This is a genomic window from Paraburkholderia sediminicola (assembly GCF_046027355.1).
Classification (GTDB): domain Bacteria; phylum Pseudomonadota; class Gammaproteobacteria; order Burkholderiales; family Burkholderiaceae; genus Paraburkholderia; species Paraburkholderia sediminicola_B.
Window position 1 is genome coordinate 39009 of record NZ_JAQQEK010000018.1, and the last position, 22010, is coordinate 61018.

At 63.3% G+C, this 22010-nt stretch carries 19 protein-coding genes; 14 read left to right on the top strand and 5 right to left on the bottom strand.

Translation table 11 applies throughout. From position 1 onward, the window contains the following. Positions 1-10 precede the first annotated feature (10 nt). Positions 11-808: a taurine ABC transporter ATP-binding protein gene (locus tag PQR42_RS27305; protein WP_408388966.1), complete on the top strand. Its 798-nt coding sequence runs from the start codon at positions 11-13 to the stop codon at positions 806-808. Further along, on the top strand, positions 805-1674 hold the full coding sequence (locus PQR42_RS27310; protein WP_408388964.1) for an ABC transporter permease subunit: 870 nt from the start codon (positions 805-807) through the stop codon (positions 1672-1674). Before PQR42_RS27305 ends, PQR42_RS27310 begins: the two co-directional genes overlap by 4 nt. 43 nt (positions 1675-1717) lie before the next feature. Here PQR42_RS27310 and PQR42_RS27315 read toward each other — a convergent pair whose 3' ends face one another. Further along, entirely contained in the window at positions 1718-2401 is a 684-nt protein-coding gene (locus tag PQR42_RS27315; RefSeq protein ID WP_408213408.1) for a histidinol-phosphatase, read from the bottom strand. A 226-nt stretch (positions 2402-2627) separates the two neighbouring features. On the opposite strand from PQR42_RS27315, the gene PQR42_RS27320 reads away from it, so the two are divergent. Continuing rightward, positions 2628-4295 carry a Na/Pi cotransporter family protein gene (locus PQR42_RS27320; RefSeq protein WP_408213405.1) on the top strand — a complete coding sequence of 556 codons (1668 nt, stop codon included), beginning with the start codon at positions 2628-2630 and terminating at the stop codon, positions 4293-4295. Between the two features lie 31 nt (positions 4296-4326). Here the strand turns inward: PQR42_RS27320 and PQR42_RS27325 are convergent, their stop codons facing one another. Further along, positions 4327-5097 carry a DeoR/GlpR family DNA-binding transcription regulator gene (locus PQR42_RS27325; RefSeq protein WP_408213402.1) on the bottom strand — a complete coding sequence of 257 codons (771 nt, stop codon included), beginning with the start codon at positions 5095-5097 and terminating at the stop codon, positions 4327-4329. A 564-nt stretch (positions 5098-5661) separates the two neighbouring features. Here PQR42_RS27325 and ugpQ point away from each other — a divergent pair. The 8 genes from ugpQ (at position 5662) to PQR42_RS27365 (ending at position 15776) form a co-directional block, all read left to right on the top strand. Continuing rightward, on the top strand, positions 5662-6450 hold the full coding sequence (ugpQ, locus tag PQR42_RS27330) for a glycerophosphodiester phosphodiesterase (protein ID WP_408388962.1): 789 nt from the start codon (positions 5662-5664) through the stop codon (positions 6448-6450). Positions 6451-6555: 105 nt separating this feature from the next. Next, positions 6556-7671 (top strand): ABC transporter substrate-binding protein, encoded by a 1116-nt coding sequence (locus PQR42_RS27335; protein ID WP_408388960.1) that lies wholly within the window; start codon positions 6556-6558, stop codon positions 7669-7671. A gap of 150 nt (positions 7672-7821) precedes the next feature. Then, on the top strand, positions 7822-8760 hold the full coding sequence (locus PQR42_RS27340) for an ABC transporter permease (RefSeq protein WP_408494015.1): 939 nt from the start codon (positions 7822-7824) through the stop codon (positions 8758-8760). Beyond that, positions 8757-9548, top strand: coding sequence for an ABC transporter permease (locus PQR42_RS27345; protein ID WP_095417604.1), 792 nt, complete (start codon positions 8757-8759; stop codon positions 9546-9548). Before PQR42_RS27340 ends, PQR42_RS27345 begins: the two co-directional genes overlap by 4 nt. Positions 9549-9594: 46 nt before the next feature. After that, complete coding sequence (locus PQR42_RS27350; RefSeq protein ID WP_408388958.1) at positions 9595-10665, top strand: ABC transporter ATP-binding protein; 1071 nt, start codon at positions 9595-9597, stop codon at positions 10663-10665. 404 nt (positions 10666-11069) lie between these two features. After that, a complete protein-coding gene (locus tag PQR42_RS27355; RefSeq protein WP_408213386.1) occupies positions 11070-12350 on the top strand; it encodes a dicarboxylate/amino acid:cation symporter in 1281 nt (426 codons plus the stop codon). A 55-nt stretch (positions 12351-12405) separates the two neighbouring features. Continuing rightward, positions 12406-14406, top strand: a complete 2001-nt coding sequence (locus tag PQR42_RS27360; protein ID WP_408388956.1) for a sensor histidine kinase — start codon at positions 12406-12408, stop codon at positions 14404-14406. A 17-nt stretch (positions 14407-14423) separates the two neighbouring features. After that, positions 14424-15776: a sigma-54-dependent transcriptional regulator gene (locus PQR42_RS27365; protein WP_408213381.1), complete on the top strand. Its 1353-nt coding sequence runs from the start codon at positions 14424-14426 to the stop codon at positions 15774-15776. Positions 15777-15854: 78 nt separating this feature from the next. Here the strand turns inward: PQR42_RS27365 and PQR42_RS27370 are convergent, their stop codons facing one another. Continuing rightward, on the bottom strand, positions 15855-16385 hold the full coding sequence (locus PQR42_RS27370) for a TlpA disulfide reductase family protein (RefSeq protein ID WP_408248836.1): 531 nt from the start codon (positions 16383-16385) through the stop codon (positions 15855-15857). A gap of 172 nt (positions 16386-16557) precedes the next feature. Between PQR42_RS27370 and PQR42_RS27375 the strand changes: the two genes are divergently transcribed. After that, a complete protein-coding gene (locus tag PQR42_RS27375) occupies positions 16558-17238 on the top strand; it encodes a hypothetical protein (RefSeq protein ID WP_408388954.1) in 681 nt (226 codons plus the stop codon). A 346-nt stretch (positions 17239-17584) separates the two neighbouring features. On the opposite strand, the gene PQR42_RS27380 is transcribed toward PQR42_RS27375, so the two are convergent. Together PQR42_RS27380 and PQR42_RS27385 are read right to left on the bottom strand one after the other, a co-directional pair. Beyond that, complete coding sequence (locus tag PQR42_RS27380) at positions 17585-19180, bottom strand: YifB family Mg chelatase-like AAA ATPase (RefSeq protein ID WP_408494018.1); 1596 nt, start codon at positions 19178-19180, stop codon at positions 17585-17587. A gap of 121 nt (positions 19181-19301) precedes the next feature. Beyond that, positions 19302-19556 carry an accessory factor UbiK family protein gene (locus tag PQR42_RS27385; RefSeq protein WP_012431591.1) on the bottom strand — a complete coding sequence of 85 codons (255 nt, stop codon included), beginning with the start codon at positions 19554-19556 and terminating at the stop codon, positions 19302-19304. Positions 19557-19956: 400 nt separating this feature from the next. Between PQR42_RS27385 and PQR42_RS27390 the strand changes: the two genes are divergently transcribed. Then, complete coding sequence (locus tag PQR42_RS27390; protein WP_006048089.1) at positions 19957-20295, top strand: P-II family nitrogen regulator; 339 nt, start codon at positions 19957-19959, stop codon at positions 20293-20295. Positions 20296-20339: 44 nt separating this feature from the next. Next, positions 20340-21848 carry an ammonium transporter gene (locus PQR42_RS27395; RefSeq protein WP_408447284.1) on the top strand — a complete coding sequence of 503 codons (1509 nt, stop codon included), beginning with the start codon at positions 20340-20342 and terminating at the stop codon, positions 21846-21848. Positions 21849-22010: the final 162 nt, after the last annotated feature.

Consider the following 22010-nt stretch of genomic DNA (forward strand, 5'->3'; position numbering starts at 1 on the left):
AGGTCCGGCGATGAGCGGTCTTGAAATCCGGCAACTGCACGTCGCCTACGAAGGCGCGCGTGGCGCGGCGCCGCATGTCGCGCTGGCCGATGTCGATCTGCGTATCGAGCCCGGCGAGTTCGTGGTCGCGCTGGGCGCGTCGGGCTGCGGCAAGACGACCTTGCTCAACTGCATTGCCGGCTTCATCCCGCCAACGGAAGGCGAGGTGCGGCTGAACGGCGAGCCCGTGCTCGGACCGGGCGCGGACCGCGGCGTCGTGTTCCAGAAGTACGCATTGATGCCGTGGCTCGACGTGCTCGACAACGTCGCGCTCGGTTTGCGCTTTCAGCGCGTGCCGAAGGCGGAGCGCGAGCGCATTGCACGCGAGATGCTGAAGCTCGTCGGACTCGAGAAGCATGCGCGCTCGCGGGTCTATGCGTTGTCGGGCGGCATGCAGCAGCGCGTGGGTATCGCCCGCGCACTCGCCAGCGATCCGCAAGTGCTGCTGATGGACGAACCGATGGGCGCGCTCGACGCCATGACGCGCGAGTCGATGCAGGAACTCGTACTCGATGTCTGGGGCCGCACGCGCAAGACGGTGTTCTTCATCACGCATAGCGTCGAGGAGGCGCTTTTTCTTGCGACCCGTCTCGTTGTCATGACGCCGGGCCCGGGCCGCATCGCGGATAGCTACGACTTGCCGTTCGCGCGGCGTTTTCTACAGACACGCGATGCGCGCGCGGTGAAGTCGTCGGCGGATTTCATCGAATGGCGCGAGCGGCTGGTGCATCGGCTGCATGAGCGCAATCAGGAAGAGGTGGTGTCGTGACGGCTTCGCGTGAATCATTGCGCAACGTGCCGCTCGCCCAGACCGGCAAGCGGACACAACGCACAACGCGGGCTGTGCGCGGTTGGCGTTTGCCGGGCGAAGGGCCGACCGCGGCGCTCAGCGCGTTTTCAGTCGCGACGCTCGCGGCGTTGTGGTGGCTTGCCACGCATCTGCACTGGCTGCCACCGCTATTTCTGCCGACACCCGAAGCGGTATGGACCGCATTTCTCGACGCGTGGCACGGCCGCATCCAAGGCGGTTTGCCGCTCTCCGAGCATCTCGCGTGGAGCGCGTTGCGTGTGTTCGGCGCGTTTGCGCTGGCCGCGATCACGGCCGTGCCTGTCGGTATTCTGATGGGTGTGAGCCGGGTCGCGCGCGGTCTTCTCGATCCGCCGCTCGAGTTCTATCGACCGCTGCCGCCGCTCGCTTATCTGCCGCTGGTGGTGATCTGGTTCGGCATCGACGAAACGGCGAAGATCGTCGTGATCTATCTGGCCTGCTTTGCGCCGATTGCCATGGCCGCGCGCGCCGGTGTACGCAGCGCGACCATCGAGCAGATTCATGCGGCGTATTCGCTGGGCGGCCGCTTCTCGCAGATCGTGCGGCACGTGGTTTTGCCGGCGGCGTTGCCGGAGATTCTGACCGGCCTGCGTATCGCGATCGGCTTCGGCTGGACCACGCTGGTCGCCGCCGAAATGGTTGCGGCCACGGCAGGCCTGGGTCAGATGGTGCTCAACGCGTCGAGCTTTCTACGTACCGACGTGGTGGTGATGGGCATCGTGCTGATCGGGCTGATCGCGTGGCTCTTCGATCTAGGTATGCGCGCGCTGGAACGGCGGCTCGTGCCGTGGAAAGGGCGTGTATAACGCAGCGGTTGCCGCTCAGTTTGAGCCGCGAGCGGGGTCGGCTTCAGGCAAACAGCTCAATCACTGGCCAGCCGCGTTCCGTGGCGATGGCACGCAAGCGCGCATCAGGATTAGTCGCAACGGGATTCGTAACGCGCTCCAGCAACGGCACATCGTTGATCGAATCGCTATAAAACCAGCTCTGCGGGAAATCCTGCAGACGATGCCCGAGCGAGGCCAGCCAGCTCTCGGTGCGCGTGATCTTGCCTTCGCGGAAGGTCGGTGTGCCGACAGCCATTCCTGTAAAGCGTGTGAACGGATCGCCGCCTTCGGTGCCAAGCTCGATTCCCAGCAGATGCTCGAAGCCGAGCGCCTTGCCGATCGGCTCCGTGATGAACACGTTGGTGGCGGTGACGACGCAGCACAGGTCGCCCGCATCTAAATGGCGTTGCACGAGCGCACGTGCTGCCGGAAGGATGGCCGGCGTAATCACCTGCTGCATGAACTGCGCATGCCACGTGTCGAGTTGCTCGCGCGAGTGGCGGGCAAGCGGCGCCAGCGTGTAGTTCAGGTAAGCAGCCATGTCGAGCGTGCCGGCCACATATTGCTGGTAGTAATCGTCGATTTCCTGCGCGTGCCGCGCGGCGCCTTCTATACCCAATCCGGCAATGAAGTGGGCCCACGCCTGATCGCTATCCAGCGGCAGCAACGTGTGATCCAGGTCGAACAGCGCAAGGTTGCGGCTCATCCAGAGTCCTCGTGATTAGGTGGGCGAGCGGTCGAGTAGTCGAACTCACCGCATGACTGACCATGAGCCGGCACACAGCCATCCACAGCTTGACACGAGCCTATATTTAAAAGCACAAAATTACAATAAGGCAAAAATGTGCAACACTACTGTCATACGCCCCGGGTGCCGGTTCGCGCGGCATGCGGTTCGGGTCATGGCAGCAGGAACGGATGCGCAGTGCCTTATGTTGATTCTCCTAAACCTTCTGGCCGGTGTGGCGCTTCTCGTGTGGGGTTCGCACATTGTGCGCACCGGCATCCTGCGGGTCCTCGGCGCCGATCTGCGCAGCGTGCTGGGGCGCAGCACCAGTAGCCGCTGGCGTGCTTTCCTCTCGGGTGTCGGCGTCACGAGTCTCGTGCAGAGCAGTAATGCCACCGCGGTGATCGTCACGTCGTTCGCGGCGCAGGGACTGTTGCCGCTTACCAGTGGTCTCGCGATCATGCTCGGCGCCGACGTCGGCACCGCGTTGATGGCGCGGATCCTCACACTCGATCTGTCCTGGTTGTCGCCGATCCTGATTCTGCTCGGCGTGCCGCTGTTCCTGTCGCGCAAGCAAACCCGTCTCGGTCAGGCCGGCCGCACACTGATCGGCCTCGGTCTGATTCTGTTGGCGTTGCGTCTGATCGTCGAAGCCGCCCAGCCCATGATGCAAGGCGCCGGCGTGCGCGTGATGTTCGGTGCATTGACCGGCGACACCATGCTCGATGCACTGGTCGGCGCCGCGTTCGCCATGTTGTCCTATTCGAGCCTCGCCGCCGTCCTGTTGACCGCGACGCTCGCCTCGTCCGGCGTGATTTCGCTGAAGGTCGCCCTGTGCCTCGTGATCGGCGCGAATCTCGGCAGCGGTTTGCTCGCGCTCCTCGGCACCGTCGCGCAAAACGCGGCGGCGCGGCGTCTCGCGTTGGGCAGCTTCGCGTTCAAGCTGGCCGGCGCGCTGCTGATCCTGCCGTTCACTTCGCTGCTCGCGCGCGGTCTGCCGGTGCTGATCGCGAATCCGCGTGAAGCCACGGTCGGGTTCCATCTGATCTACAACACGTTGCGTTGCTGCGCGTGCCTCTCGCTGATCGACCCGGTGGCGCGTATCTGCGTGCGCGTGTTGCCCGACCGGCCGGTGCCGGGCGGTGAGCTGCGGCCGCTCCATCTGGATGCCACCGCGCTGTCCACGCCGACGCTCGCGCTCGCGCATGCTTCACGCGAGGTGCTGCGGATCGGCGACATCGTGCGGACCATGCTCGACAACGTGGCGGACCTGATCCATCACAACAATCTGGACAAAGCGCGCGAAACGGTACGCATGGACGACGACGTGGACGAGCTCTACGCCGCCGTGAAAACCTATCTGACGCTGATCTCGCGCGAGCAACTCGACGAAGCCGACAGCCGCCGCTGGACCGACATCATTTCATTGACCATCAACCTGGAGCATGCGGGCGACATCATCGAACGGATCGTGCGCGACATCGAGGAAAAGAAGATTGCTCACCGCCTGTCGTTTTCGGAGGAAGGGCTGGGTGAGCTGGACGATTTGCAGACGCGGCTCGTCAGCAATTTGCAGCTTGGCCTGTCGGTGTTTCTGAACAACGATCTGCGTTGCGCCGAGCGCCTGCTCGCGGAGAAGGAGCGCTTTCGCGATCTGGAGCGCGCGTATTCATACCGGCATCTGGACCGGCTCGCCGGACAGACCTTGCGAAGCATCGAAACCAGTGCGCTGCATCTCGATCTGATCAGCGACATGAAGCGGCTCAACTCGTTATTCTGCTCGACCGCCTATCCGGTACTCGACGCAGCCGGCGCGTTGCACGACACCCGCTTGCGCAAGCGTTCGCTCGACACGATGCATGTGAAGGAATAGACCTCGAGTCTCCTGACCTAAAACCCAAGTCCTACGCAAGCACGATCTCTTCGAGCTTCTTTTTCAGCGATGCAAAATCGGCGGCTTCGGCCGCCTTTTTGTTGGTGACCAGCACGTCGATCCGATCGACCGGGCAGTACGAAATACGGCTGCGCTGGCCGATCTTGCTGTAGTCGGCGAGGATCACCACGCGGTCCGCATTGGCGACCATGGCGCGCGCCACTTCGGTTTCGGCGTGATCGTAGTTGGTCGCGCCATGCCGGTGATCGATGCCGACCGGCGACAGCAGCGCGAGGTCCGCGCGATAGCGCTGGATGTCGAGCACGGTGGTGGCGCCGGTGGTCGCCATGGCGCGGTCGCTGATCGAGCCGCCGAGCAGGATGACTTCGTTGGCGGCTTCGGTTTGATCGACGGCGCCGCGCATCTTCAATGCGACGTCGATCGAATTGGTGACGATGGTGAGGTTCGCGAGTTTCGCCAGTTCTTCGGCGAGTGCGGCGGTGGTGGTGCCGGCGTCGATGAACAGCGTCTGGCCGCTCGCGATCAAACGCGTCGCCGCCTTCGCAATCGCCGTTTTGGATTTGACGCGCATGTGGGCGCGTTCGGCGATCGGCGCTTCGTCGGCGGGCTTGATCGCGCCGCCGTGCACGCGCCGCAGTTCACCGAGTGCTTCGAGATCGAGCAGGTCGCGCCGCACAGTTTCGCGCGACACCCCGAGATCCGCCATGATCCGTTCCGTGGACACACGCTGCAGCGTGGACAGCAACGCGCGAATTCTTTGATGCCGGTCTTCCTGCCACATGCATTTTTCCCTGGATGCGCACGCGCGTTGATTCAGCTTGTATTTAACTGCGACATCGTGGTCACGAATGTGTGTCCGGACGATGTCAAGCGTACTACTTTAGCCGGATTGTGTTGTATTTTTTTGGCAGCTTGCAAGTTTGTGTATTTCAACTTAGCCTTCGCAGATCGAAGCGCTGACTCTATTTCGAACATCAAATGTTCGAAAAGGAATTGAAATGTCCGGTTCCGAGCATTTCGCGGCGTTTTTGGCAAATTGATTGACCCATGCCGTCGCCATAATGGATCTTGCGGTTTGCCGTCCGGGCAATAGGCCGGTGATGCTTTGCGCTGCGGGATGACTGCACGCTTCGTCATCCTGACAATGACATTGCAGCGTGCAGCGGGGAAAACATCGCGCGTACGCCCGGGTATCGCCGCGCTTGCCTTAGCGCGATACTACGCACGGGCTCGCGCGTGGAGACAGCATGAGGCCGCATATGCCTCATGATGGCCGAGGCGGCGGTGACGGCCGGGAACGTGTCGAGAGCATAGTCAACCCGCTCTATCTGAAAGGTAACGAGACGTGGGAAACGGGATTAATCGCACCTTGTCCGCGGACTGGCCTTATCCGCGACTGGCCGCGCATCGCTGCGGCGGCACGCTGGCGCCGGAAAACACGCTCGCCGGTTTCGACGCCTGCGTGCGCTACGGCTACCGCATGGTCGAATTCGACGCCAAGCTATCCGCCGACAACCAGCTCTTCCTGCTGCACGACGACACACTCGAGCGCACCACCAACGGCCACGGTGCCGCCGCCGAACACACATGGCGGCAACTGGCAACGCTCGACGCCGGTGCATGGTACGGACCGCAATTCGCCGGCACGCGTTTGCCGACGCTCGCCGAGGCGGCCGAGCGTTGCGCGCGCGACGGCATTGCCGCCAACATCGAAATCAAACCGTGTCCGGGCCGCGACGAGATCACCGGCACGCTGGTGGCAAGCGGCGCGCTGACCTTGTGGCAAGGACAAAAGACGCCGCCGTTGCTATCGTCGTTTTCGGTCGAGGCGCTCGCCGCGGCGCGCGACGCGGCGCCGTCGGTGCAACGCGGCATGCTGTTCGACGAAGTGCCGGACGACTGGCTGCGCATCGCGCGTGAACTGGACTGCGTGTCCTTTCACGCGAACCAACGCTATCTCACCGAGCGGCTCGTCGCGGAGATTCACTGCGCCGGCCTGCGCGTGCTCGCCTACACGGTCAACGACACGGCGCGCGCACAACTGCTCGCGCAATGGGGCGTCGACATGATTTGTACAGATCGCATCGATACACTGCGACACGACATGTTCTCGGCGCCGGCCAATCCGGCCTGAGCGACATGATGCGGGCGCACAAGTGCCAGCGTGCACGGCGCGCCCTGAAGCTCGAACTAGAAATTTTCCAAACGTAGCAATTTCGGCAGAGGATGGGGAACGACTATGAACCGCACCGCGTTAGCTCGCATACTTTCGATGTCGGCCGTTGCGGGTGTCACCGCCGCCGGCGTCAACAGCAGCGCTTCGGCCGCGCCGCTCGACGCACTGATCGCCGCCGCCAAGCAGGAAGGCCAACTCACTGTGATCGCGCTGCCGCACGACTGGTGCAACTACGGAGAACTGGTCGCCGGCTTTCAGAAGAAGTACGGCATCAAGATCAACGAACTGAATCCGGACGCGGGTTCGGGCGACGAAATCGAAGCCATCAAGGCGAACAAGGGCAACAAAGGCCCGCAGGCGCCGGACGTGATCGACGTGGGCCTGTCGTTCGGTCCGTCGGCGAAGGCCGAAGGACTGCTGCAGCCGTACAAGGTCGCCACGTGGAACTCGATTCCGAAAGAGTCGAAGGATGCCGACGGCTATTGGTATGGCGATTACTACGGCGTGCTCGCGTTCGAAGTCAACGCCGACATGATCGACAAGGCGCCGTCCGACTGGAGCGATTTGCTCAAGCCGGACTACAAGAACGCCGTCTCGCTGGCCGGCGACCCGCGCTCGGCGAACCAGGCGATTCAGGCCGTGTACGCCGCTGGTCTGTCGCAAAGCAAGGGCGACGCGAGCAAGGCCGGGCAGGCCGGTCTCACGTATTTCGCCAACCTGAACAAGAGCGGCAACTTCGTGCCGGTGATCGGCAAGGCCGCATCGCTCGCGCAGGGCACCACGCCGATCGTCGTGCGTTGGGACTACAACGCGTTGGCCGACCGCGACACGCTGAAGGGCAATCCGAAGGTGGAAGTGGTGGTGCCGAAAACGGGCGTGGTCGCCGGCGTGTACGTCCAGGCGATCAGCGCTTACGCGCCGCATCCGAACGCAGCCAAGCTGTGGATGGAATACCTGTACTCCGACGAAGGCCAGATCGGCTGGCTGAAGGGCTATTGCCATCCGATGCGCTACAACGAACTGGTGAGCGGCAAGAAAGTGCCTCAAGCGCTGCTCGACAAGCTGCCGCCGCCGTCGGCTTACAAGAACGTGGTGTTCCCGACGCTCTCGCAACAGGATGCGTACAAGGACACCATCACGAAGCACTGGGACGAAGCGGTCGGCGCGAACGTCAAGTAAGCGGCGTAGCGTGAGTCGCGGCGGCAGCGCAACACGCGCGTCGCGATGCCGAAAAAACCGTAGCGTGAAGTTTTGCCGCCCCGGCGCGCCGCCGCTCGTGATGAGCGCGGCGTGCCTGGTGCGTTTGCCAGATTGCCCCAAGGGTGAGCTATGAGCGCTTCATCGGATGCTGGATCGGTGCAGCCGAAATTGCTGGTTCCGCCTGTGCCCACCCCAACGCCTCGCGTCGACGGCCCGGGCCGCGCGTCGCAGTTACTCGCCTGGATCGGCGTGGTGCCGTTTTTCACGTTCGCGCTGCTGTTTCTGATTCTGCCAACCGGCTTCCTGATGGTCGGCGCGTTCCAGGATTCGCACGGCCACTTCACGCTCGCCAATTTCCGCGATCTGCTCCAGCCGACCGTGATGGACGCGTACTGGATCAGCTTCAAGGTGAGCGCCGCGTCATCGCTGGGCGGCGCGGTGATCGGCTCGCTGCTCGCATGGGCGGCGGTGCAAGGCAAACTGCCCGGCTGGATTCGTCCGACCTTGATGACGTTTTCGGGCGTCGCGTCGAACTTTGCCGGCGTGCCGCTCGCGTTCGCTTTCATCTGCACTTTGGGGCGCGTCGGGCTCGTCACTGTGCTGTTGAAGAAATACCTCGGCTTCAATCTGTATTCGACCGGCTTCAGCATCCTGAGCTTTTCCGGCCTGACGCTGACCTATCTGTATTTCCAGATTCCCTTGATGGTGCTGATCGTCACGCCCGCGCTCGACGGTCTGAAGCGCGAATGGCGCGAGGCCTGCGATTGTCTGGGCGGCTCCGCTTATCAATACTGGCGCTACGTTGCGTTGCCGGTGCTGTGGCCGAGCGTGCTCGGCGCAGCGTTGCTGCTGTTCGCCAATTCGTTCGGCGCGGTCGCCACGGCCTATGCGCTGACCGGCAGTTCGCTGAACATCGTGACGATCCTGTTGTATGCACAGATTCGCGGCGACGTGATGCACAACCAGAATCTCGGCTATGCGCTCGCGCTCGGCATGGTGCTCGTCACCGGCCTTTCGAATGGCGGCTACATCTGGCTGCGCTCGCGCGCTGAAAGGGGACGTCGATGAAAAGCCAATCGCGTGTGGGTGCGTGGACCGCGATGATCGTCGGGTCGCTGTACTTTCTCATCCCCTTGATCGCGACGTTCGAGTTCAGCCTGCGCATGAAGCGCGGCACTTATAGCTTCGAAGCGTACAGCGTCGTACTCGGCGATCCGCGCTTTCAGGCCTCGTTCGGCTACTCGATTCTGATGGCGCTGCTGACGATCGTCGTCGGCGTGCTGCTGGTCGTGCCGACCGCTTACTGGGTGCAGTTGCGCTTGCCGAAGCTACGGCCGCTGGTCGAATTCATCACGCTGTTGCCGCTCGTGGTGCCGGCGATTGTGATCGTGTTCGGTTATCTGCGCATCTATAACAGCAGTTCGATCCTGCCGCTTACCGGCAACGAGCGCGCCACCGACCTGCTGCTGGTGTTCGGCTACGTGACGCTTTCGCTGCCGTACATGTACCGCGCCGTCGATGCCGGCCTGCGCGCGGTCGACGTGCGCTCGCTTACGGAAGCCGCCGAGTGTCTCGGCGCGAACTGGCCGACGATTCTCTTCAAAGTGATTTTCCCGAACATCCGCTCCGGCATTCTGTCCGGCGCGTTTCTCACCTTTGCGGTGGTGATCGGCGAGTTCACGCTGGCGAGTCTGCTCGACCGCCCCGCGTTCGGTCCGTATCTGCAATTGATCGGTGCGAACCGCGCGTACGAGCCGTCGGCGCTCGCGATCATCGCGTTCGTGATCACGTGGGCGTCGATGGGTTTGATTCAGGTATTCGGCTCGGCCCGCGCGATGAGCGGCCAGAAAGTTTGACCAATGAGTTTGATCCAATGAGTTTCACGGACTGAGGCAGCGAATCATGGCATTCCTTGAGATCGAAAATCTGCATAAGTCCTTCGGGGCGAACATTGCGCTGCATCACTTCGACATGCAGATCGAACGCGGCGAATTCATTACTTTCCTCGGGCCATCCGGCTGCGGCAAGACGACGGTGCTACGCATGATCGCCGGCTTCGAAACGCCGACGCGCGGCATCATCCGGCTCGACAACAAGGACGTCACGCACCTTCGCACGCGGCAACGCAAGGTCGGCATGGTGTTCCAGTCGTATGCGCTGTTTCCGAACATGACGGTGGCCGAGAATATCGGCTTCGGGCTGAAGATCACGCATCGGCCGCAGGCGGAGATCAATCAGCGTGTGGAGGAGATGCTGCAGCTGATCAAGCTGCCGCATCTGGGCGGACGTTATCCGTGGCAATTGTCGGGCGGCCAGCAGCAGCGCGTGGCGCTCGCGCGGGCGCTCGCCGGCAAGCCGCAGGTGCTGCTGCTCGACGAACCGCTCTCGGCGCTCGACGCGAAGATCCGTATCTCGTTACGCCAGGACATTCGCGCGTTGCAGCGCGAACTCGGCATCACGTCGATTTTCGTCACGCACGATCAGGAAGAGGCGCTGTCGATCTCCGACCGCATCGTCGTGATGAACGAGGGCCGCGTCGAACAGATCGGCTCGCCCTCGGAGATCTACAACTTTCCGCGCACGCGCTTTGTCGCGTCGTTCGTCGGCACGCTGAATATTCTGGCCGGCCATGTGGTCGATCCGGCGACCGGCAAGATGGTCGTGGACGGCCAGGAACTGACCACCACGCAGGAGTTGCCGTCGAACGATGCGGGCAGGAAACGCCTGCTCGCGCTGCGGCCCGAAGCGATCGTGCTGGAGCCGGCCGCGCCTGGCCGCAACACGCTGAACGCTACGGTCGAAGAGGTGAATTTCCTCGGCGCGGTGGTGCGCATCAGAACCCGCGTGAAAGACGCCGTGATTTCGCTCGACGTATTCAACGACCCGAATCGCGGTTTGCCTGAACGCGGTCAGCCGGTGTCGCTCGGTTTCTCGCACGAGAATCTGCTGGTGTTGGAGGAGGGCGGCGTTTAAGCCGAGCGTGTTGGACGGCGCGCTTGCTTTCGGGCAAGGCACGCCGTAGAAAGCCTTACGGGTTATCCCGCAGCCGCCGCCCCGATCGATTCCGGATTCCCCGACAACCCTTGTCCGGATTTCCGGAATCCCGGACTGCGCTTACGGTGAAGCGTCAGAAAACCCATAAGAATCAATGCGCCGAGCCCGGCATCAAGCTGGCATCGACCTTGCGAAATAGAAGCCGCGGCCGCAACGGTCCGACAACTAAAGCAAGGAGACAACGATGTCCGATTTCCCTTCCCGGTATTTCTGAATTCGTCGTCTTGTCGCGGCCTAATGCCGTGCACAGGCGTGACGACTATTCGTTCGCATGATGCGCAGCGTGGCAGGCCATTGAGCTCATCCACATCGCAGGAACCATCGTGAAGAAACCTATCCACAAAGTGCTGTACGTCCAGGTGATCGTGGCGATCATCATCGGCATCGCGCTCGGGCATTTCTACCCGAATCTCGCCGTCGACATGAAGCCGCTCGGCGACGGCTTCATCAAGCTGATCAAGATGGTGATCGGGCCGATCATCTTCTGTACGGTGGTGACGGGCATCGCCGGCATGGAAGACATGAAGAAGGTCGGGCGCGTCGGCGGCAAGGCGCTGCTGTACTTCGAGATCGTCTCGAGCTTCGCGCTGGTGCTCGGCCTGATCGCCACGCACTTGCTGAAGCCGGGCGTCGGCTTCAACATCGACCCGGCCACGCTCGACGGCAAGGCGGTGGCGTCGTACGCCGCCAAGGCGCACGGCCAGACCACGGTCGACTTCCTGATGCACATCATTCCGGACACGCTCTCGTCGGCATTCGCGCAGGGTGAAATCCTGCAGATCCTGCTGATCGCGCTGCTGTTCGGCGCGGTGCTCGCGACGGCCGGTGAGAAGGGCAAGGTCGTGACGAACTTCATCGACGGGCTCTCGCACATTCTGTTCGGCATTGTGCGGATCATCACGAAGCTGGCGCCGATCGGCGCGTTCGGCGCGATGGCGTTCACGATCGGCAAGTACGGGATCGGCTCGCTGCTGCCGATGCTGAAACTGATCGGCACGTTCTATCTGACCTCGATCGTCTTCGTGGTGGTGGTGCTCGGCATCATCGCGCGTGCGGTGGGCTTCAACATCCTGCGCTTCGTTGCGTACATCAAGGAAGAGATGCTGATCGTGCTCGGCACGAGTTCGTCCGAAGCCGCGCTGCCGCAACTGATGCTGAAGCTCGAAAAACTCGGCTGCTCGCGTTCGGTGGTGGGCCTCGTGGTGCCGACCGGTTATTCGTTCAACCTCGACGGCACCAACATCTATATGACGATGGCCGTGCTGTTCATCGCGCAAGCCACTAACACGGACCTCACGTGGACGCAGCAGCTCACGCTGCTGGCGGTGACGATGCTGACCTCGAAGGGCGCGAGCGGTGTGACGGGCGCGGGCTTCATCACGCTGGCCGCGACGCTGGCGGTGGTGCCGACCATTCCGCTGTCGGGCATGGTGCTGATTCTCGGTATCGATCGCTTCATGAGCGAATGCCGTGCGCTGACGAACATTGTCGGCAACGGTGTGGCGACGGTGGTGGTGTCGGCGTGGGAAAAGGAACTGGACCGCAACAAGCTGAACGCCGCGTTGCGCGGCGACGTGGCCGTCAAAGAGCCGGCCGGCGTCTAAGCCGCGCATCGGCAACGTCCTTTAACGCAACGCTCACGGCCGCGGACACCAGCATATGAAACCGGTGTCCGCGCGCCAAACTCCCGCGCCGTCGGCCGACGAGGCTTACGCCGACGACGCGTCGCCTTATGCCACAATAAACGATCCTCACCGATCGGATATTGCCAACGTGACGCGACGCCTGCTGATCCTCTTCGCGCTCGTCGCCGGGCTCGTGGTGGCGTGCGGGCTCACGTACAGCATCGCGTGGCAAAGCGGCATCGACCATTTGCGGCGCAACGCCTCGGTACGAGTCGACCGTACGACCAGCGCGCTGAAGAGCACGCTCGAACGCTACGAATCGCTGCCTTATCTGCTGGCGGAACATCCTATCGTGCAAGACGTGCTGGTCAATCCCAGTCCGGCCAACGTCGCGCGCGCCAATGTTTATCTTGAAGACCTGAACCGCCACGCGCGTGCCACGGTCACTTACATCATTCCACTCGACGGCTATTGCGTCGCCGCGAGCAACTGGCGCGGGCCGGGCAGCTTCATCGGCGCGGGCTACCAATTCAGGCCGTATTTTCTCGATGCGGTCAAAGGCGGCGTGGGCCGCTTCTTCGGCATCGGCACGATCTCACAGGCGCCGGGCTACTACATCTCGCAGCCGGTGCGGCGCGAGGGCAAGATCGTCGGCGTGGCGGTCGTCAAACTCGATCTCGAATGGTTTCAGGGCGTGGATGCGTCCGAGCCGCTCGTCGTGACCGACGATCACGGCGTGATTTTTCTGTCGTCGGTGCCGGCGTGGAAATACCACACGATCCGGCCGCTGTCGGGGCCGGTCGCCGATTCGATCTACCAGGCGCGTCAATATGCGCAGCAGCCGATCGCACCGCTGCCGGTGTCGATCGAACGCACGCTCGAAGGCAATGCACAGATCGTGCGTATCGGCGGTGGCCGCTATGCGCCGCGTTACCTGGCGTCGCGGCGCGGCATGGGCGAGCCGGACTGGCATCTGATCACCATGTCGCCCGTCGATCCGGTCGACGCCGACGCGCGCAAGGCGACCATCGTCACCGCCTTCGGCTACGTGTCGCTGGTGTTGCTCGCGTTCTACTGGAGAATGCGCCGGGCTCGCGTGCGCGAGGTGATGCGCAGCCGCGCGCTGCTGCAAAAGGCCTACGCCGAACTGAACCGGCGGGTCGCCGAGCGCACCGCTGATCTCTCGCAGGCGAACGAACAGTTGCAGAAGGAAGTGGCCGAACGCACGCGCGCCGAACAGGAGTTGCGCGCCGCGCACGACGAGCTGATCCAGGCGAGCAAGCTCGCCGCGCTCGGTCAGATGGCCGCCGGCATCACGCATGAATTGAATCAGCCGCTCGCCGCGCTGCGCGGTTTCTCGGACAACACGCGCGTGCTGCTCGAACGCGGCGACCAGGCGTCGGCGCGGGAAAATCTCGAAGCGATCGCCGCGCTCACGGAGCGCATGGGCAAGATCACCAATCAGTTGAAACTGTTCGTCGGACGCGCGCGGCCGCGCAGTGCGCGCGCGCCGATCGTGCGGGCGTTGCGCAACGTCGTCGCGTTGCTGCAAAAGCGCTTGCAAGGCGTCGAGGTCGAATTCGCCTTGCTCGATGCGGACAGCGGCATGCGCACGCCGATGAGTCTCGCCGACGACCATCCCGAACTGATCGCGAATTGCGACGATCTGCGGCTCGAACAGGTGCTGATCAACCTGCTCGGCAACGCGCTCGATGCGACCGCCGACGTCCATCCGCCGCGCATTTCGATCGAGATCCAAGTCGCCGATGCGAATCTGTCGTTCGCCGTGAGCGACAACGGCCCTGGCATTCCCGACGATGTCCTGCCGCGCCTGTTCGAGCCGTTCTTCACCACCAAGGAAATGGGCCACGGGCTGGGGCTCGGACTCGCGATATCGTCGTCGATCGCGCGCGATTGCGGCGGCTCGCTGGTGGCGCGCAACGCGCCGGACGGCGGTGCATTATTCGTGTTGACGCTGCGCCGCGCACGCCTGCAGACGAGCCATACATCGGACCCGCTGACCACGGGCTCCTGAATCACACGGAAAACGCCATGCTGAACTACGGCCTGCAAGTGCTGTACATCGAAGACGACGAACTGGTGCGCCGCGCCAGCGTGCAGAGTCTGCAACTGGCGGGCTTCGACGTGGTCGGCCACGCCTCGGTGGAGTCGGCGGCGAAGACGATCAGCGCCGACTTCTCCGGCGTGATCGTCAGCGACATCCGCTTGCCGGGCGCGAGCGGCCTCGATTTGCTTGCGCAATGCCACGAGCGCGCGCCCGACGTGCCGGTGATTCTGGTGACGGGCCACGGCGATATTTCGATGGCCGTTCAGGCGATGCGCGACGGCGCATACGACTTCATCGAAAAGCCTTTCGCGTCCGAACGTCTGATCGAAACCGTGCGGCGCGCGTTGGAGCGACGCAAGCTGGTGCTGGAGAACCTCGCGCTGCGCCGTGAGTTGGCGGAACAGAATTCGGTGGCGCCGCGCATCATCGGCAGGAGTCCGGCCATCGAGCAGGTGCGGCGGTTGATCGCCAATGTCGCGCCCACCGACGCTTCCGTGCTGATCAACGGCGACACCGGCGCGGGCAAGGAGTTGATCGCGCGCAGTCTGCACGAACTATCGCCGCGGCGTGACAAACCGTTTATCGCGGTGAACTGCGGTGCGCTGCCGGAGCCGATGTTCGAGTCGGAAATGTTCGGCTACGAGCCGGGCGCTTTCACCGGCGCGGCGAAACGCCGCATCGGCAAGCTCGAACATGCATCGGGCGGCACGCTGTTTCTGGATGAAATCGAAAGCATGCCGCTCGCCCTGCAGGTCAAGCTGCTGCGCGTGTTGCAGGACGGCGTGCTGGAGCGGCTCGGCTCGAACCAGCCGATTCGCGTGAATTGCCGCGTGGTCGCCGCCGCCAAGGGCGACATGGCCGAGCATGTCGCGGACGGTTCGTTCCGGCGCGATCTGCTGTACCGGCTGAACGTGGTGACGATCGCGCTGCCCCCGTTGGGCGAGCGTCGCGAGGACATCGTGCCGCTCTTCGAACACTTCCTGCTGGATGCGGCCGTGCGTTATCAACGCCCCGCACCGATCCTCACCGATCGTCAGCGCGCGAGCCTGATGCAGCGCGACTGGCCGGGCAACGTGCGGGAGCTGCGCAATGCCGCCGACCGCTTCGTGCTCGGCGTCGCCGACGATCCGGTCATGTCTTTCGGCGACGACGGCGCGGCCACGCAGCCCTTGAAGGAGCGCGTCGAACAATTCGAGCGGGCGGTGATCGCGGAGGCGTTGGAGCAGACCGGCGGCGTGGTCGCGATCGCGGCGGACAACCTGCAGCTCGGCAAGGCGACGCTCTACGAGAAGATCAAGCGATATGGCCTCGCGGCCAAAGGGGAAGGGGAGCGGTGAGGATATGAAAACGCCGGCGTCGAGATGCGACGCCGGCGTGTTTGAATCAGTTGAATCGGGTCAGGCTGCGCTGCGCGTTCAGGCCGGTTTCAGCGCTTTTTCCAGCAGTTGGTCGAGTTCCGCGAATTGCGGTTCGCCGACATAGCGCTTCAGAATCTTGCCGTCCTTGTCGATGAGGAACGTGGTCGGCGTGAGCTGGACGTTGCCGAACTGCTTGGCGGCCGAGCCGTCGTCCATCGCTACCTTGAACGGCAACTGGCGAGTTTGCGTGTAGTTGGCCACGTACATCGGCGCGTCGTAGTTCATGGCCACGGCGACGAATTCGAGGCCTTGACCCTTAAAGCGGTTATAAGTCTGGACCATCTGCGGCATTTCCTTCATGCAGGTATCGCAGCTCGTCGCCCAGAAGTTGACGAGGTAGACCTTGCCTTTCAGGTCAGCGGTCGAGACTTTCTGGCCGGACAGCAACGTGAAGGTCGCATCAGGCACGCGCTGCTGGCCGGCAAAAGCGAAATAACCGGCGATGGCGATCGCAACGGCCACGGCGGCAATGATGATGTAGCGAAGCGGACTCGCGCGCCGTGCGGCGGTGGACGGGGTGGAACTCATGAACGGAACCTCGAGAGTCGCGCGGAACGCGCGGGACAGTGCGTCGGTTTGGGCTTTCGACCCGGTGCTGAACAGCGTCGCTATTGTAGCCCCATTCCGGCGGCGCGGCAGGGCGTCGGCTGGGAGCGGATAATAGGGTTTTACGTTCTCGTCAGTCCAATCTTCTGTCCCCATGTTCCGAACTGTTTTTCGCTTCAGTCGCGTTAGTCGCTTTCTCGCTCGAATTCCGTCCCGTCTAACCTCTGCCAGTTGTTCGCCGCGCCTGATCGAGACAGACCAGCGGCCTGGCGGCGCCACGCGTCGACTGCCGAGCACGCGCGCAGTCTTGCGTACGCTGGCCTGCACCGTGGCGTTGGGCGTCGCGCTGAGCGCCTGCTCGCCGACTTTCGACTGGCGGACCATCATGAACAACGACAACGGCTACACCGTCGACCTGCCGGCCAAGCCGGGCAACGATCAGCGGGCCGTGCAGATCAACGGCACGCCGATGCAGATGGCGATGCAGACGGCCGAAGCCGGCGACGCCGTCTTCGCGGTCGGCACCGTGATGCTGCCAAACGACGACGAAGCCACCCAGCGCGCCGCGCTCGATTTCCTGCGCACCGGCCTTGCCCGTAACGTGGGCGCCGCGCCCGACGCGCGTGCCGTGCAGGTCCCGCTTGCTGCTGGCGGCCAGGTGCTCGGTCTGGAAATGAAGCTGAGCGGCGAGGCCGGCTCGCAGCATGAGGCGCGCACCGTCTACGCTCGCCTAGTGGCGCGCGGACGGCATGTCTATCAGGCGGCGATCATTGCCTCCAAGCCGATGCAGCAGGAACAGGTCGATCAATTTTTTTCGTCGTTTCAACTGTATTGAGAGCGGTATTTTTGTCCGATTCGGCGCGTGATGTGGCTCAACTGAGGTGCTGAGCACAGTGAAAGTTCCTTGGCAGCATCGCGCGCTAATTCCCGGTTTACGTTGAAGTTTTCAGGTTACTCACAAGTCCTGTGGATAACTCTGTTGAGAACTCGGGCAAATTGGCTGGAGATGCCCATTCCATGGGCACCCTGTCAGATTCGACCCGCTCGATGTCGTTAAAAAAAGTCAATCAAATCAATGCTTTCTGGGTGCGGCCCACAACGTACCTTTCAGTTGTTTCAAAATCTATCTGGAACGTGCGCGTGTGCATAAGTCAAGTCTTGACAGCATATTTTTTGCCTCATCAGGAGCCAAAAGCCCGGCGATATTGGATCGCTTCGCCGATCTGCGCGGCGCTCGGCATGGCCGTGCCGGCGAGGTCGGCGATGGTGCGCGCGACCTTCAGAACCCGGTAATACGCACGCGCCGACCAGCCGAAGCGCTCGCCGGCTTCGCGCAGCAAGGCTTCGCCCGCTGAGTCAGGGCGGCAGACCTCGTCCACTTCCCGTCCTCCCAGTTCACGGTTGGTTTTGCCCTGACGGCTCAATTGCCGCTCGCGGGCGAGACTGACGCGCGCCGCAATGGCCGCGCTTGTCTCGCCGGCCGCGGTCGGCCGGGCGGACAGTTCCGCCGGCGTGAGCGCCGGAATCTCGAGTTGGATGTCGATCCGGTCGAGCAAGGGGCCGGAGAGCTTGCGCAAATAGCGCGCAGCGATCTCGGGTGTACAGCGGCAGCGGCCGTTGGGATCGCCGCGCCAGCCGCATGGGCACGGATTCATGGCGGCGATTAACTGGCAGGCTGCTGGAAAATCCGCCTGCAAGGCGGCGCGTGAAATCGTGATGCGGCCGGCCTCGAGCGGTTCACGCAGCGTTTCGAGCACATGGCGATCGAACTCGGGAAGTTCGTCCAAAAAAAGTACACCCAGATGCGCCAGCGTGATTTCACCTGGCTGCGGCGGATTGCGCCCGCCGACCAGCGCCGCGGCGCTCGACGAATGATGCGGCGCGCGAAACGGCCGTCGACGCCATTGCGAGGGCGCGAAGCCGGCCCGGCTTGCGGACAGCAACGCAGCGGAGGCGAGCGCTTCGTCGTCGGTCATGGGCGGCAGCAGGCCCGGCAGGCGGGCGGCGAGCATCGATTTGCCCGCGCCGGGTGGTCCGACTAGCAAGACGTGATGCCCGCCGGCCGCGGCAACTTCGAGCGCCCGGCGCGCGCCGCGCTGGCCGATCACGTCGCCCATATCCGGGACGACCGCATCAGCGCTTTCAGCGAGGTCCGGCGCGGCAACCGGATACAGCCGCGCGTCCGCCGCTCCCGCGAGATGAGCGCACAACGAAGGCAGATCAGCGGCGCCGTAGACATCGACGCCGGGTACGAGCGCCGCTTCCGCCGCGCTCGCGGCGGGCAAGTAGAGCTGAGGCGTGGAATGCGCGGGCGCCTCGCATGCAGCAAGCTCGCTCGCAATCCCGGTGGATTGTGGCGCACCGCCTCCTTGAGCCACCGCGCTGCGCGCCGTTCCGCATGCCATGGCGAAAGCGCCGCGCATCGGCCTGAGCGCACCAGTCAACGACAGTTCGCCCGCGAATTCACGATGCAGCAAGGACTCGGCGGGAATCTGGCCGCTCGCCGCCAGAATGCCCAGCGCGATTGGCAGATCGAAGCGGCCGGATTCCTTCGGTAGATCAGCGGGCGCGAGATTGACGGTGATGCGTCGGACGGGGAAGTCGAAATTGCAGTTCTGCAGCGCCGCGCGCACGCGCTCGCGGCTTTCGCGCACTTCCAGATCAGGCAGGCCGACGATCGAAAAAGAGGGTAATCCGTTCGCGAGGTGGACCTCGACGGTTACTTCGGGCGCGCGGCCAGAGGCCGGCGCGCGACTGCGCACCACGGCAAGCGACATGTTTTCTCCCGTCGGACGGCGCGCCGAGGGCGCGCGCAAGTCCCCTAAAACGCTGATGACGTCACGGCTCGCTTGCCTGTGATGTGCAGCACTGCGCGGCTACTACGCCGCGAGCAAAGCGTTACGGCGTTTGCGTGACCGGCAGCTTCTGTTCGAGCTCGGCGACGCGGCGCTCCAGCTCTTCCAGGCGAGCGCGCGTGCGCACCAGCACCTGGGTCTGGGTATCGAATTCCTCACGCGTGACCAGATCGAGCTTCGAGAAACCCTGCGACAGCATGGCTTTGACGTTGCGTTCGACATCTTTGGCCGGCGAGTTCTTGAACAGCTCGCTCATGCGGGCCTGAAAGTCGTTAAAAACATCGTTCGGTTGTTTCATGGTGTTCCCCTTGGTGCACAAAAAATGTGCATGTTTCGTTACGCCTGTGCTTTGTGACAGCAAATGATCGGTGTTGGTGCATGTCCCGTTGCGTGCCGTTGCCGCATGAGCCCCTTTGGTGCGCGCCCGTGCGTTCAAAACCTTCGAACACTCTAGCAACGATCCATACGCCGCGCCAGCGTGCCCCCGCCAACGTTGGCCGTCCGGCCAGGGCGGCTTGCGCCCCTTTTGCAACGTCCACGGTGCGGAGTCTGACACAACATGGCATGCGAGTTGCTGTTACTGCCCCGCGCGCACTGCCGGCGCCTTTTTACCGGCAGCGGAACGAGACCACGCGAACGGTTTACAGGTACGCAACGAGAGTTACGCAAACGGGTTACGCAACTAAGCGAGGGATTTCATGAAACTCATTACCGCAATCATCAAGCCGTTCAAGCTCGATGAGGCGCGCGAAGCCTTGTCGGCCATCGGCGTCTCGGGCATCACGGTGACGGAAGTCAAAGGTTTCGGTCGCCAGAAGGGCCACACGGAACTGTATCGCGGCGCTGAATACGTCGTCGATTTTCTGCCGAAGGTGAAGATCGAGGCCGCGGTCTCGGACGACATCGTCGACCAGGCAATCGAGGCGCTTGAGCGCGCGGCACGCACCGGCAAGATCGGCGACGGCAAGATCTTCGTCACGCCGATCGAACAAGTGATTCGGATCCGTACCGGGGAGACCGGCGCGGACGCTCTGTAATACCAAAAGATAGCGACACAGATAGCGACAAGAGGAAACGAAAGATGCGCAAATTAATGATGTCCTTGCTGATGGCCGGTTCGCTGCTCGCGGGCGGTATCGGCGCCGCCCTCGCGGACGACGCTTCCGCCCCCGCAGCCGCTTCGGCCGCTGCTTCCGATACGACGGCGAGCGCGCCGGCACCGGACGCCTCGGCAGCACCCGCTGCCGCCGCGGCTTCGGCACCGGCCGCTGACGCGTCCGCCGCACCGGCTGCCAGCGCGGCCGCCGCCGCACCCGCAGCATCGGACGCTGCGCCGGCTGCCCCGACCGCGCCGTTCTCGGTCGATTCGTCGAAGATCAATTCGGGCGACACCGCCTGGATGCTGACCTCCACCGCGCTCGTGCTGTTCATGACGATCCCGGGTCTGGCGCTGTTCTACGGCGGCATGGTCCGCAAGAAGAACGTGCTCGCGACGCTGATGCAAAGCTTCGCGATCACCTGCCTCGTGACGATCATCTGGACGGTGGTGGGCTACAGCCTCGCCTTCACGCCGGGCGGTTCGTTCATCGGCGGCTTCTCGCGCGTCTTCATGGCGGGCATGAACTACATCAAGGGCGACAAGGCCACGACGCTGACCGTCAGCCATCTGGCCCCGACGATCCCGGAAACGGTCTACTTCGTCTATCAGATGACGTTCGCGATCATCACCCCGGCGCTGATCACGGGCGCGTTTGCCGATCGTATGAAGTTCTCGGCGATGCTGGTGTTCATGACGCTGTGGTCGATCATCGTCTACTCGCCGATCGCGCACATGGTCTGGGAACCGACCGGCTGGCTGGCTAGCGCGGGCATCCTCGACTTCGCGGGCGGCACGGTGGTGCACATCAACGCCGGTGTCGCGGGTCTGGTCTGCTGTCTGGTGCTCGGCAAGCGTGTCGGCTACGGCAAGGAAGTGATGGCTCCGCACAACCTGACGCTCACGCTGATCGGCGCGTCCATGCTGTGGGTGGGCTGGTTCGGCTTCAACGCGGGTTCGGCGGTGGCGGCTGACGGCCGTGCCGGTTTCGCGATGTTCGCAACGCAAGTGGCAACCGCTGCAGCAGCACTGGCCTGGATGTTCGCTGAATGGGCCGCCAAGGGTAAGCCTTCGGTGCTCGGTATCGTGTCGGGCGCGGTGGCAGGTCTGGTGGCGATCACGCCGGCTTCGGGCTTCGTCGGTACGCTCGGCGCGCTGGTGATCGGTATCGTGGCCGGCGTGGTCTGCTTCTGGTCGGCAACGTGGCTCAAGCACAAGTTCGGTTACGACGACTCGCTCGACGCGTTCGGCGTGCACTGCATCGGCGGTATCGTGGGTGCGCTCCTGACCGGCGTGTTCGCGGTCAAGGACATCGGCGGCGCGGACGGCAGCGTCATCCTGCAGGCCAAGGGCGTGCTGACGACGCTGATCTACAGCGGCGTGGTGAGCTTCATCCTGCTGAAGGTCATCGACATGGTGATGGGCATCCGCGTGACGGAAGAACAGGAACGCGAAGGTCTGGACGTGAGCCTGCACGGCGAACACGTCGAATAAGCAACACACTGCGAGCCCGCGCTCCCGGGCTCGCTGGATCACGACTAAGCGCAGCGATTTTGGCCCGCCTTCATGGCGGGCTTTTTTCTTGCGCGCTATCTTGTAAACAGTAGTTTTCCCCGCCTATGATGGCGATAGCGAGAATGCATTCGCGTCCGCTTG